The sequence below is a fragment of the Micromonospora sp. NPDC005220 genome (assembly GCF_040607895.1).
Classification (GTDB): domain Bacteria; phylum Actinomycetota; class Actinomycetes; order Mycobacteriales; family Micromonosporaceae; genus Micromonospora.
In genome coordinates, this window is sequence record NZ_JBEXHP010000002.1 from 164,597 (window position 1) to 176,939 (window position 12,343).

The window sequence follows — 12,343 nt, forward strand, 5'->3', positions numbered from 1 at the left end:
GCGTCAGAACGACAGTCAGCTGCTTCTGCGTCTGGTCGACTTGTCTGGCAATTGAGAAAGTGCGGTACCGCGTGGTACCTTTTGGTCATGGAAAGGATCACGCTGCGGGAATTCCGTGACGGCGCGGGTCGGGTGCTGGACGGTGTCGAGCGCACCGGTGAGCCCGTCATCATCACGAAGTACGAACGGCCTGTCGCCGTGCTGATCGGCATTGACGAGTGGGAGGAGATCGAGGCATTCCGGGACAGTCGGGACTCGGCGGTAATCGCCAGTTCTCGTGCCGAAGGTCAGTTCGTGCCGCTGTCGGCGGCGCTGGAGTCGCTCGGGGTTGATCCTCGTGAGGTGGAGGCGCTGCTGGCTGATCGAGCCAACGGTGAGGCGGCGTGAAGGTTCAGATCGACCGGGACGTGCTGGTCTGGCTGCACAAGCAGCCACGCAACGTGTTCCTGACCGTCCTGAGTGCGATCCTTGGTTTGGTATCCGACCCTGCCCCGCAGAACTCGACCGAGATGCGTGACGGATCTGGGCGTCGTCTGCGAGTCGGTGACTACCGGGTCCTATATCGCCTCGACGGCGACGAGTTGACCATCCACGACGTCGGTCATCGTAAGGACGTCTACTCATGAGCCACACAGGCCTGCACCTTGTCTGGTCGCGACAGAGCTGGGGTCAAGGGCTGGTTAATTGGTCAGCAGGAACCGGCGGGCACTGAGCGACAATCCAGGGCATGCGTTTCCGCATCCTGGGGCCGACTCAGGTGGTGCTGGCCGACGGGCGAGAGGTCCCCGTGGGCGGCCCGCGGCTGCGCGCGCTGCTGGCACTCCTGCTGCTCGACGCGGGTCGGGTGGTCCCCGCCGAGCGGCTGATCGACGGCCTGTACGGCGAGAATCCGCCCCGGGGCGCGGCAAACGCACTCCAGTCCCAGGTGTCGCGGCTGCGGCAGGCCCTGCCCGCCGAGCACGACCCGGTCGAGTTTCACCCCGCCGGTTATCGCCTGGCCGTGGATCCCGACGATGTCGACGCGTACCGGTTTGAACGGCTCGCCGAGGCGGGCCGCCGCGCGCTTGGCGACCGAGACTGGCCCCGGGCGGCGGCCGTGCTGCGCGAGGCGCTGGAGCTGTGGCGGGGTCCCGCCCTGGCCGATGCCACCGGCGCGCCCGCCCAGGCGGCCCGGTTGGACGAGCTGCGGCTGGCCGCCATCGAGGATCGGGTCGAGGCGGATCTGGCGTTGGGCGCGTCCGGCGCGCTGATCGCGGAGCTACGGGAGTTTGTCGTCGCGCATCCGCTGCGGGAGCGCCTGCGGGGCCAGCTCATGCGTGCCCTAACGGCACTGGGTCGGCCGGCGGAGGCGCTCATCGAGTTCGAGGACGCCCGGCACACGTTGGCCGAGCAGCTCGGCGTTGACCCGTCGGCGGAGCTGGCCGCGATCCACCTGGCGGTGCTGCGCGGTGCGGAACGCGGCTCGGCCGAGCCGGCGCTGCCGAGCCAGCTCACCACGTTCGTCGGGCGGGAGGACGAGCTCAAGCGCGTCGGTGACCTGCTCGGCGAGCGCCGGCTCGTCACCCTCACCGGCCCCGGAGGTGCGGGTAAGACGCGCCTCGCGATCGAGGCTGCCGGCCGGGTTGACGGGGAGGTCCGTTTCGTTGAGCTGGCCGGGCTGGCCGACGGTTCGGACGTACCGCAGGCGGTGCTGAGCGCGCTCGGCCTGCGCGACGCGGGTCTGCGCGCCCCGGCCGAGCAGGGCTGGCAGACCACCGATCGGCTGGTCGAGGCACTCGCCGAGCGGCGACTGCTGCTGGTGCTCGACAACTGCGAGCACGTCCTCGTCGACGCGGCCCGGTTGGCGGCCCGGTTGCTGAGCGCCTGCCCGGCGTTGCGCGTCCTGGCCACCAGTCGGGAGCCGCTCGGGTTGGCCGGTGAGGCACTGTGCCCGCTGTCCGGGCTCACCCTGCCGCCGCTCGGCGCGTCCGCGTTGAACGCCGACGACTACCCGGCGGTCCGCCTCTTCGCCCAGCGGGCCGCCGACGTCGCGCCCGACTTCACCGTCACGCCTGCCAACGTCGAGACGGTGCTGCGGATCTGCCGCGGCCTGGACGGCCTGCCGTTGGCGATCGAGTTGGCCGCCGCGCGACTGCGGGCGCTGTCCGTCGCCGAGGTGGCCGCCCGTCTCGACGACCGGTTCCGGCTGTTGTCGACGGGCAGCCGGGCCGTGTCGCCGCGCCACCGCACCCTCCGGGCCGTGGTGGAGTGGAGTTGGGATCTGCTCGACGACACCGAACGGCGACTGGCCCGACGGCTGACCGTCTTCGCCGGTGGGGCCACGCTGGAGGCGGCCGAGCGGGTCTGCGGCCTGCCCACCGCCGAGTTCGTCGACGCGCTCACCGGTCTGGTCGACAAGTCCTTCGTGGAGATGACCGGCGGCCGGTACCGGATGCTCGAAACGGTGCGGGCCTTCTGCGCGGAGCGTCTGGCCGAGGCCGGCGAGGCCGATCAGCTCCGTCGCGCGCACACCGGGTACTTCCTGGAGTTCGCCTGGACCGCCAGCAACCACCTCCGGTGCGCGGAGCAGCTGCACTGGCTGCGACGGCTCGACGCGGAGTGGGACAACCTGCACGCGGCCCTGCGCCGGGCCACCGCCGCCGGTGACGTGTCCGACGCGGCCGGACTGGTCGCGGCCCTGTCGTTCTACTGGTGGCTGCGCGGCATGCGTGGGGAAGGGGCGCGGCTCGCCGCCGACGTCCTGGAACTGCTCGGCACCGAAGCGCCGCCGGGGCTGCGCGAGGAGTTCGCCCTCTGCGTCTACAACGCCTCGCTCGCCGGCTCCGGCCAGCTGCCGTCCCTCGGCACGCAGCAGTCCGTGATCCGCAGCCTCGATCGTGCGCCCCGGCAGCCGTTCCTGCTGTACCTGTCGGGGATCTCGACCGGGCCGCCGGCCGGCGGCGCGGAGCATGTCGACGAGCTGATGGGGGAGCTGCGACGGCTGGTCGGCCCGGACGCGTGGATCAACGCGCTCGGCGCGATGGGCAGCGGCTCGGCGCTGATGTGGAGCGGCCAGTGGGATCGGGCCCGGACCGCGCTGGCCACCGCGCTCGACGGCTTCCGGAGCACCGGGGACCGCTGGGGCACCATGATCACACTCGGGGCGCTCGGCGAACTGGCCGCCTGGCAGGGCGATCCGGAGGCGGCCGGCGCCCACATGGATGAGGCCATGGGCCTGGTCGGGGAGCTCGGGTCGGCCGTCGACCAGGCCGACATGCTGCGTACCCGGGGTGAGATAAGGCTGCGCTCCGGTGACCTCGCGGCGGCGCGGGACGACTTCGCCGGTGCGCTGCTCCTCGCCCAGCGCAGCGGCGCGCCCGAGTTCGTGGCCAGCGCCCGGCTCGGCCTCGCCCAGGTGGCCCGACTGCGCGGTGAGCTGGCCGAGGCGAGGCGGTTCTGCGAGGAGGCGTTGGCCGGCGGGCTCACCGGCTGGTACGTCGGCGAGGCCGCCCGCGCGGAGATCCTCCTCGCCCTTGCCGAGATCACCGAGGCGGAGCAGGCCGGTGCGCCGCCGTCAGCGGACGGTGCGTGATCCGTCAGCGCCCGGCGGCAGCGTGGGGGCATGACGACATCCGAGGTGGTCGCCGAGGGTCTGGGCAAGCGGTACGGCCCGACCCGCGCGCTCGACACGTTTGACCTGACCGTGCCGCCCGGCACGGTCCACGGACTGCTGGGACCGAACGGCGCGGGCAAGACGACGGCCGTACGGATCCTCACCACGCTGCTGCGCTTCGACACGGGAAGGGCCACCGTGGCCGGGTACGACGTGCTGCGCCGGCCGGACGAGGTGCGTGCCCGGATCGGGCTGACCGGGCAGTACGCCGCGGTCGACGAGATCCTCAGCGGCCGGCAGAACCTGGAGCTGTTCGGCCGGTTGTTCCGGCTCGGCCCCCGGGAGGCCCGTCGACGCGCCGGTGACCTGTTGGAACGGTTCGGGCTGGACGAGGCGGCGAGTCGGTCCGCCGGTGAGTACTCGGGTGGGATGCGCCGCCGACTGGACCTCGCCGCCAGCCTGATCCGTACACCGCGCGTGCTCTTTCTGGACGAGCCGACGACCGGCCTGGACCCGCGCAGTCGCAACCAGGTGTGGGACCTGGTCCGTGGTCTCGTGGCGGACGGGACCACGGTGCTGCTCACCACGCAGTACCTGGAGGAGGCCGATCAGCTCGCCGACCGGATCTCGGTGATCGACGCCGGTCGGGTGGTGGCCGAGGGCTCGCCGGACCAGCTGAAGTCGATGACCGGTGGGGACCGGATCGAGGTGGTGGTCCGCGACGCGGCCGAGCTGGGTCACGCCGCCCACCTCGTCGCCCCGATCTGCGGCGCGCAGCCCGAAGTCGACCCGGAGGTCCGCCGGCTCAGCGCGCCGGTGGTCGATCGTGTCGCCGGCCTGGTCGACGTGGTACGCGCGCTGGACGACGCCGGGATCGCGGTCGAGGACATCGGCCTGCGGCGCGCCACGTTGGACGAGGCGTTCCTGCACCTGACCGGGCACCGGCCGGACGAGGACCGCGAGCCCGTGGTCGCCGGCCGGAAGGCGGATGTGGCATGACCACTGTGATCGCCGACGGTTGGACGATGACCAGGCGGAACATGACCCACGTGGTCCGCGCGCCGGAGGAGCTGATCCTCTACTTCTCGCTGCCGATCATGTTCGTGCTGGTCTTCGGGTACGTGTTCGGCAGCGGCATGCAGGTGCCCGGTGGTGGCAACTATCGCGAGTTCCTGCTGCCAGGGGTCTTCGTGATGACGATGCTGTACGGGCTGGGGGCCACCGCGACCGGCGTGGCGCTGGACCTCAGCCGGGGCGTGGTCGACCGGTTCCGGTCGATGCCGATGGCACGGTCCGCGCTGATGACCGGTCGCAGCGCCGCCGACCTGCTGCGCGCCCTGCTGGAGATGTCCACCCTGCTGGCCTGTGGGCTGCTCGTCGGATGGCAGTGGCGACAGGGGGTGGGCAAGGCGCTGCTCGCCGTCGGACTCCTCCTGCTGCTGCGAGTCGCCATCACCTGGATGGGGATGTACCTGGCGCTTCTGGTCCGCAATCCGGACACCGTCGGCGTCATCGTCTTCCCGGCGGCGTTTCCGCTCACCGCGATCTCCAATGTCTTCGTGGCGCCCGAGCTGATGCCATCGTTCATCGGGACGATCTCGGAGTGGAACCCGTTGTCGGCCACCGTCGCGGCGATCCGCGAACTGTTCGGCAACCCGGGCCTGGGCGGCGACTCCTGGCCGGCGGAGCACGCCATGCTGTTGGCGGTGCTGTGGCCGGTGCTGCTGATCGCGACGTTCGCCCCGCTGGCCGTACGTCGCTACCAGCGGCTCAGCCGCTGAAGCCCACGCGCCGGTGGCCTCTCCGGGTCACCGGCGTGCGAGGCGGAACGCGTACCAGGCGGCACCGACGGCGAGCACACCGAAGCCCGCCAGCACGCTGGTCACGGGCAGGTTGACCGCGAGCAGCAGACACCCGACCAGCCCCAGGCCGGCGAGCACCTGCACCGGCAGCCGACGACCAGACTCCCGGCCCAGGGTGAGCGCTGCCGCGTTGGTGATCGCGTAGTAGACCAGCACCGTGCAGCTGGAGAAACCGATCGCGCCCCGCACGTCGCCGAGCAGCACGACCACGATCACCACGGCGGCGACCGCCAGCTCGGCCCGGTGCGGCACCTGGTGCACCTGGTGCACGGCGGCCAGCGTGCCGGGCAGGTCACGGCGGCGGGCCATCGCGAGGGTGGTCCGACCGACCCCGGCGACCAGGGACAACAGCACCCCGACGACCGCGATGGTGGCACCGGCGCGGACCACCCACGCCAGGCCGGGCAGCCCGGCGGCGGTCACCACGTCGACCAGGGGCGCGGCGGAATCGGCCAGCCGGTCGGCCCCGAGCACGCCGAGCGCGACCACGGCCAGCACCAGATAGATCGCGAGCACCACCCCGAGCGCCAGCGGCACCGCGCGTGGGATGGTCCGTTGCGGGTCGCGGACCTCCTCGCCGAGGGTGGCGATCCGGGCGTACCCGGCGAAGGCGAAGAACAGCAACCCGGCGGCGGTGAGCACGCCCCGGACGGAGCCGCCCGATTCGGTCAGCCGGTCCAGGTGCACCGGCCCGCTCGCCACACCGACGACCGTGACGAGGGCCAGCACCGCGAGCACCAGCGCGACCAGCGCCCTGGTCACGGTGGCGGTCTTACCGATGCCGCGCAGGTTCACCGCGGTCACCGCGAGCACCGCGCCGGCGGCGACCAGCCGGGCCTGGCCCGGCCACAGGTACGCCCCGATGGTCAGCGCCATCGCCGCGCAGCTCGCCGTCTTGCCGACCACGAAGCCCCAACCGGCCAGGAACCCGGCGAACGGCCCGAGGCGTTCCCGCCCGTAGACGTAGGTGCCGCCGGACTCCGGGTAACGGGCCGCGAGCCGCGCCGAGCTGGTCGCGTTGCAGAAGGCGACGAAGCCGGCCAGCACCAGCGCGGGCAGCAGGCCGGCGCCGCCGGCCGCCGCCGCGGCCGGGCCGAAGACCACGAAGACGCCAGCGCCGAGCATCGAGCCCAACCCGATGACAACCGCATCGGGTACGCCCAGCCGCCGCGCCAGTTGATCCATGGGCCGCAACCCTAGGGGTACGAGGTGAACGGCCGGTCCCACCCGCGTAACCGGCCGGGGAGTGGCACGTCGTCCCAGGGCACCCGGTGCAGTACCCGGTCCAGGAGCAGGCCCAGCAGCAGCCCGGCCACCGAGTCGGTCAGCCAGTGCCAGCCCAGGTAGGTGGTGGTGGTGAGGACGACCAGCGGTGGCACGATGCGGATCACGGTGACGAGCCGGGCCGGTAGCTGCCGGCCGAAGCTGCGGGCCAACGGGGCGAGCAGCAGCGCGATGACGCCGTACCAGACGATGGCGTTGGCGACGTGCCCCGACGGGTAGGACTGGGCGAACCGGACCGGCAGGTCGTCGTGGAACAGCGGCAGGGTCTGCTCGGGCGGCAGGAACGGCTCCTTGGTGCTGGCGCTCGGCGCCGCCCGCGCGGTCCAGACCTTGAGTGGACCGATCGTGAAGGTGGTCAGCACGAACCCGACCACCGGCAGCAGGATGGGCCGCACCGACCGCAGCCGGACGGCCAGCAGCACACCCAGCCCGGCGCCGATCAGGGTCAGCGGGGTGCCCTGGCCGAGGAAGTTCAGCACCCGGGCGACCCAGTACGCGGCGGCCGGTCGGTGCCCGTCGGCCCAATCGGCGACCGCTCGGTCCAATCCGAAGAGCTGGTCGGCGGCGAGCGCCACCGTCAACCCGACCAGACCGACAAGCAGGAACGCGTCGAACCACCAGCCGGCCGGGCGGACGGGCCGTAGCCGCAGGTCACGTCGTACCGCTGAGGGTTTGAGCACGCGACCACGCTACCGGCCCGGCGCGAGGCCGGGGTGCGCGGCGCTGTGTGCCCAACCACGATGTGAGGCGGATGCGGGGGGCGACCAGTCATGCTTGTGCCCGTGCGGATCACGTCTGCCCTCGTGGACCCGGCGCTGCTCGACCTGCCCTGGTCGACACCGCTGGAAGAGTGGCCTGCCCAACACCTGGTGGCGCTGCCGCAGGGCATCTCCCGGCACATCGTCCGGTTCGTCCGGTTGGGCGACTACGTGTACGCCTTCAAGGAGACCCGCGAGCGGATCGCCGAACGGGAGTACGACCTGCTCCGGGCCCTGGAGCGGATCGACTTTCCGTCGGTCGAGGCGGTGGCGGTCGTCGCCGACCGGCAGACCGAGGACGGGGAGCCCCTCGAATCGGTGCTGATCACCCGACACCTGCAGTTCTCGCTGCCGTACCGGGCGCTCTTCTCGCACACCCTCCGGCCGGAGACGATGAGCCGGCTGCTCGACGCGCTCGCCGCCCTGATCGTAAGGATGCACCTGACCGGTTTCTTCTGGGGCGACTGCTCGCTGTCGAACACGCTGTTCCGGCGGGACGCGGGCGCCTTCGCCGCCTACCTGGTGGACGCGGAGACGGGCGCTCTGCACAACTCGCTCTCCAACGGTCAGCGCGGCGAGGACCTGGAGATCGCCCGGGTGAACATCTTCGGTGAGGCGCTGGATTTGCAGGCCGCCGGCCTGCTGCACGAGTCCATCGACCCGGAGGTGGTCTGCGAGGAGGTCGTGCAGCGCTACGAGCGGCTCTGGCACGAGATCACCTATGAGCAGGCGATCGAGCGGGAGGCCCGGCACGACATCGAGGGCCGGATCCGCCGCCTCAACGAGCTGGGCTTCGACGTCGCCGAGGTGGCCATGTCCTCCATCGACGACGGTCGGTTCCTGGTCCGGCCGAAGGTCGTCGACGCCGGCTACCACACCCGGCGACTGCTGCGGCTGACCGGACTGGACGCCGAGGAGAACCAGGCCCGCAAGCTGCTCAACGACCTGGACGCGTACCGCGCGGAGAGCGACCTGATCGACGAGCAGCAGGCAGCACACCGCTGGCTCACCGAGGTCTTCGAGCCGGTGGTCCGGGCCGTCCCCGCACACCTGCGCCGCAAGCTGGAGCCGCAGGAGCTGTTCGCCCAGATCATCGAGCACAAGTGGCTGCTCTCCGAACAGGCCGGCCGGGACGTCGGGATGCGCCACGCGGTCCAGTCGTACCTGTCCGACGTGCTGGTGCACCGCCCCGACGAGCAGGCCGTCCTCGGCGTGGAAGTCCCCAGCCTGAACTGAGGCTCAGCCTGGTTGGCGGCCCGCAACGGTTCAGCTCCAAAGGCTCTCTGGGCGCACTGTCGAGCTGCCCCACAGGTGGGGCAGGCATGCGCGGCCATGCACCGACACCGAGCCTGTGAAGGTGCGCCCGCCCAACCCACCTGCCGGCTGCCCGTTCCTGCCCGCCGACGTGCGCCGCTGCCCGCTCGGTGTGCTGCCCGCTTGGTCCACTCTCGCCTGCCGGCTGCTCGCCCGCCTGTCTGCCCCGAATCTGGGGCAGCTCGACAGGCCGTGCAACAGGCGCGGCCGGTGTTCGAGGCACCCGACAGGCCGACCACCTCACCGCCCCGGCACTCTCCGAAGCCCCGGCGTCAGTCCACCCAGGAGCCTCCGCGCAGCACCCGCACCACGTTGAGGTCGTCGTCCAGCACCACCAGGTCGGCGCGCAGCCCCACCTGGAGGGCACCCACCCGGTCACCCAGGCCGATCGCCCGCGCCGGGGTGGTGGCGACCATCCGTGCGGCGTCGGCGATCGGGATTCCGGCGGTCACGGCGTGCCGTAGCGCGGCGTCCATGGTCAGCGTGCTGCCGGCGATCGCGCCGTCGCGGGCGAGCCGGGCCACCCCGTCAGCGACGGTGACGGCCTGGCCGCCCAGTTCGTACTCGCCGTCAGCCATTCCGGCGGCGGCCATCGCGTCGGTGATCAGCGCGGCGCGGTCCGGGCCGCCGGTCGCCGTGGCGAAGGTCAGCATGCCGTCGTGCAGGTGCACCCCGTCGGCGATCAGCTCGCAGATCACTGTGGGCGCGTCGAGCAGGGCCACCACCGGCCCCGGCTCGCGGTGGTGCACCGGCCGCATCCCGTTGAACAGGTGGGTGCCGACGCTGGCGCCGGCGGCGATCGCGGCACGGGTCTGCTCGTACGTGGCGTCGGTGTGACCCACCGCCGCCACCACCCGCTGCCCGGTGAGCAGCTTGATCGCCTCCAGCGCGCCGTCGCGCTCCGGGGCCAGGGTGACCATCCGGATCGCGCCCCGGCCCAGCTCGATCAGCTCGGTCAGCTCCTCGGTCGAGGGGTCGCGCAGGTACTCCGGGTTCTGCGCGCCGCAGCGGGCGGCCGACAGGTACGGCCCCTCGAAGTGGACCCCCGCCAACACCCCTTCATCGACCAACGGGGCGAACGCCTCAGTGGCCGCACGCATCAGCGGAAAGGGCGCGCTGACCAGACTGGCCAGCAGCGTCGTCGTGCCGTGCGCCAGGTGGAAGTCGGCCGCCGCGCGGGCCTCGTCGGCGTCCCCCGTGGTGAAGGTGTGGCCGCCACCGCCGTGCGTGTGCATGTCGACGAAGCCGGGCAGGATCCAGTGCCCGTCACGCACCGACGGATACTCGGCCACCGCCGTGATCCGATCCCCGTCCCACTCGACGCAGCCCTGTCGGACGACTCCGGTCGGGGTCACCACTCGGCCGTTCACCCGTACGGTCATCGCTTCTCCTGATAGTCGCGGACACCCACGGCGTCCAAGGCGAGCAGGGCGGCACCGAGGCAACCAGCCTCGTCGCCGAGGGCTGCCGCGACCAGCTGCGGCTCCCGGTGGAAGGTCATTCGTTCGTGCAGCGCCGCCCGCAGCGGGGTCAGCAGCTGATCCCCGGCCTGGGCCAGGCCGCCGCCGAGCACGATCGTCGCCACGTCGAACAACGCCTGGCCGCTGGCGAGGCCATCGGCGAGCGCCTCGATCGCCTCCTGCCAGACCTGGCCGGCGAGCGGTTCGCCGGCCGCGGCCCGCTGGGCCACCTCGGCCGCCGTTACCGGCGGTTCAGCCACCTCGGCCGCCGTTACCGCGGCGTCGGCGGTCTCGTCGGCGAGTTCGGCGTAGCGGCGGCCGATCGCGGCAGCCGACGCGATCGCCTCCAGGCAACCGGGGCGACCGCAGCCGCAGCGCGGACCATCGGGCCGGACCAGGATGTGGCCGATCTCCCCGGCGGCGCCGTGGGCCCCCACGACGGCCGTGCCGTCGACGACGTGCGCGGCGGCGATGCCGGTGCCGATCGCCACGAACAGCACATGCCCGGTGCCCCGCCCGGCACCGAGCCGGGCCTCGGCGAGACCACCGGCACGCACGTCGTGGCCGAGCACCGTCGGCAGGCCGAGCCGCGTCACCGTCAGCTCCCGCAGGGGTACGTCCCGGAAGCCCACGTTCGCCGACCAGACGGCGACGCCGCGCGCCTCGTCCACCACTCCGGGCACGGCGATGCCGACCGCGATCGGGGTGAGCCCGTCGGCGCGGGCCTTGTCGGCCAGCCCGCCGGCCACCTCCAGGATGGTGTCGATCACCGCGGCTGGGCCGCGTGCGGCGTCGGTGGGGTGCCGCTCGGTGCGCAACACGACGCCGTCCGATCGGACCAGGGCGCACTTCATGCCGGTGCCGCCGACGTCCAGCGCAACGACCACCCGGTCGCTCACGGCGTCGCTCACGGCGTCGCTCACGGCGTCATCTCGGTTCGCGACTGCGGGGCTCGCAACCCCGGCTCACTCCTCGCGCTCACGCCAACACCACGGACCGGGTCAGGTGTCGGGGCGCGTCCGGGTCGAGGCCCCGGCTGGTCGCCAGCGCGACCGCGAAGCGTTGGGCCAGGATCAGGTCGGCCATCGGGTCGACCGGGGTACGGCCGGCGGACCAGCTGCCCAGCACCGTGCGCCAACCGTGCGTGCGGCTGTGCACGAAGGCCGCGCCGGTGGCCGCCACATCCTCGGGCAGCCCGTCGGGTAGCGCACCGAACGCCCAGACCAGCCGGCCCGGCGCGGCGACCGAGATGGGCCCGTGCCGGTAGTCCATCGCCGGGTACGCCTCGGCCCAGAAGGTGGCCGCCTCGCGGCACTTCAGCGCCGCCTCCTGGGCCAGCCCGATCGTCCACCCCCGACCGAGGAAGGTGACCTGCTCGATGGTGGCCGGGTCGATCGGCAGCGGGGAACGCACCGCCACCTCGGCGTCGGCGGCGAGCGCGGTCACCGGGTCGCCGAGCTGAGCCCGGAGCAGGGCCAGCGCGGTGGTCGCGAAGCGGGTCTGCACCACCGACCGTTCGTCGGCGAAGGGCATGGCAACGGTGGCGGTGGCCAGCTCGACCGCCGGGGACGTGGGGTCACCGACGATGACCGTGGTGGGTGTCCGGCCGCGTAGCGCGGCGAGCAGTTCCAGCACCTCGGTGGTGGTGCCGGAGCGGGTGATCGCGATCAACCGGTCGTAGTGGCGGCCGGCGGGGAACTCGGACGCCTGGAACGCGTCGGTCTCACCCTGGCCGGCCTGCTCGCGGCGGGCCGCGTACGCCATCGCCATGAACCACGACGTGCCGCAACCGACGACGGCGACCCGCTCCCCGGGGCGCGGCAGGTCACCGCGCACCACCTCGGCCAGCTTGGCCGCCTCCCGCCAGCAGTCGGGTTGGCTCGCGATCTCCGCGTCCACGTACGCCATGGGAAACTCCTCGCAGGGCCGATCGGTGCGCAATACGGCTCGTTAGACCCGCATTTCGCGCGTTATTCTGCGCGAACGCGGGTGACCATGGCAACTGGCCAGCCGATCGCGCAGGTCAGTCTTTTGCGCCAGCCTAGTTTCGCGCACTAGTGTGCACGCAATCAA

Annotated in this window: 11 protein-coding genes; 6 read left to right on the forward strand and 5 right to left on the reverse strand. The window is 72.3% G+C overall.

Features of this window, described 5'->3' with window-relative positions; all coding sequences use genetic code 11:
* Positions 1–87: 87 nt before the first annotated feature.
* The 5 genes from ABZU52_RS01765 to ABZU52_RS01785 all read left to right on the forward strand — a co-directional run bounded on the left by ABZU52_RS01765 (position 88) and on the right by ABZU52_RS01785 (position 5,373).
* A complete protein-coding gene (locus ABZU52_RS01765) occupies positions 88–387 on the forward strand; it encodes a type II toxin-antitoxin system Phd/YefM family antitoxin (protein ID WP_354969186.1) in 300 nt (99 codons plus the stop codon).
* Positions 384–626 carry a type II toxin-antitoxin system RelE/ParE family toxin gene (locus tag ABZU52_RS01770; protein ID WP_354969187.1) on the forward strand — a complete coding sequence of 81 codons (243 nt, stop codon included), beginning with the start codon at positions 384–386 and terminating at the stop codon, positions 624–626. Before ABZU52_RS01765 ends, ABZU52_RS01770 begins: the two co-directional genes overlap by 4 nt.
* Positions 627–727: 101 nt before the next feature.
* Positions 728–3,571: a BTAD domain-containing putative transcriptional regulator gene (locus ABZU52_RS01775; protein WP_354969188.1), complete on the forward strand. Its 2,844-nt coding sequence runs from the start codon at positions 728–730 to the stop codon at positions 3,569–3,571.
* Positions 3,572–3,601: 30 nt separating this feature from the next.
* Positions 3,602–4,591, forward strand: a complete 990-nt coding sequence (locus ABZU52_RS01780; protein WP_354969189.1) for an ATP-binding cassette domain-containing protein — start codon at positions 3,602–3,604, stop codon at positions 4,589–4,591.
* A complete protein-coding gene (locus ABZU52_RS01785; RefSeq protein WP_354969190.1) occupies positions 4,588–5,373 on the forward strand; it encodes an ABC transporter permease in 786 nt (261 codons plus the stop codon). Before ABZU52_RS01780 ends, ABZU52_RS01785 begins: the two co-directional genes overlap by 4 nt.
* Before the next feature lie 27 nt (positions 5,374–5,400).
* On the opposite strand, the gene ABZU52_RS01790 is transcribed toward ABZU52_RS01785, so the two are convergent.
* Complete coding sequence (locus ABZU52_RS01790) at positions 5,401–6,639, reverse strand: APC family permease (RefSeq protein ID WP_354969191.1); 1,239 nt, start codon at positions 6,637–6,639, stop codon at positions 5,401–5,403.
* 11 nt (positions 6,640–6,650) lie between these two features.
* Positions 6,651–7,388 carry a phosphatase PAP2 family protein gene (locus ABZU52_RS01795; protein ID WP_354969234.1) on the reverse strand — a complete coding sequence of 246 codons (738 nt, stop codon included), beginning with the start codon at positions 7,386–7,388 and terminating at the stop codon, positions 6,651–6,653.
* 120 nt (positions 7,389–7,508) lie between these two features.
* On the opposite strand from ABZU52_RS01795, the gene ABZU52_RS01800 reads away from it, so the two are divergent.
* Positions 7,509–8,732 (forward strand): DUF4032 domain-containing protein, encoded by a 1,224-nt coding sequence (locus ABZU52_RS01800; RefSeq protein ID WP_354969192.1) that lies wholly within the window; start codon positions 7,509–7,511, stop codon positions 8,730–8,732.
* 350 nt (positions 8,733–9,082) lie between these two features.
* On the opposite strand, the gene nagA is transcribed toward ABZU52_RS01800, so the two are convergent.
* The 3 genes from nagA to ABZU52_RS01815 are packed head-to-tail and all read right to left on the reverse strand — an operon-like array spanning position 9,083 to position 12,178.
* The gene (nagA, locus tag ABZU52_RS01805; RefSeq protein ID WP_354969193.1) at positions 9,083–10,192 is read right to left on the reverse strand and encodes an N-acetylglucosamine-6-phosphate deacetylase; all 1,110 of its coding nucleotides are present in this window, start codon (positions 10,190–10,192) and stop codon (positions 9,083–9,085) included.
* Complete coding sequence (locus ABZU52_RS01810) at positions 10,189–11,193, reverse strand: ROK family protein (protein ID WP_354969194.1); 1,005 nt, start codon at positions 11,191–11,193, stop codon at positions 10,189–10,191. Before ABZU52_RS01810 ends, nagA begins: the two co-directional genes overlap by 4 nt.
* Positions 11,194–11,248: 55 nt before the next feature.
* Positions 11,249–12,178: an SIS domain-containing protein gene (locus ABZU52_RS01815; RefSeq protein ID WP_354969195.1), complete on the reverse strand. Its 930-nt coding sequence runs from the start codon at positions 12,176–12,178 to the stop codon at positions 11,249–11,251.
* Positions 12,179–12,343: the final 165 nt, after the last annotated feature.

Bases quoted from the DNA above. Each gene is read 5' to 3' on its own strand.
- nagA (WP_354969193.1), bottom strand. From the start codon at position 10,192: ATGACCGTACGGGTGAACGGCCGAGTGGTGACCCCGACCGGAGTCGTC.
- ABZU52_RS01780 (WP_354969189.1), top strand. From the start codon at position 3,602: ATGACGACATCCGAGGTGGTCGCCGAGGGTCTGGGCAAGCGGTACGGC.
- ABZU52_RS01790 (WP_354969191.1), bottom strand. From the start codon at position 6,639: ATGGATCAACTGGCGCGGCGGCTGGGCGTACCCGATGCGGTTGTCATC.
- ABZU52_RS01785 (WP_354969190.1), top strand. From the start codon at position 4,588: ATGACCACTGTGATCGCCGACGGTTGGACGATGACCAGGCGGAACATG.
- ABZU52_RS01800 (WP_354969192.1), top strand. From the start codon at position 7,509: ATGCTTGTGCCCGTGCGGATCACGTCTGCCCTCGTGGACCCGGCGCTG.
- ABZU52_RS01765 (WP_354969186.1), top strand. From the start codon at position 88: ATGGAAAGGATCACGCTGCGGGAATTCCGTGACGGCGCGGGTCGGGTG.
- ABZU52_RS01815 (WP_354969195.1), bottom strand. From the start codon at position 12,178: ATGGCGTACGTGGACGCGGAGATCGCGAGCCAACCCGACTGCTGGCGG.
- ABZU52_RS01775 (WP_354969188.1), top strand. From the start codon at position 728: ATGCGTTTCCGCATCCTGGGGCCGACTCAGGTGGTGCTGGCCGACGGG.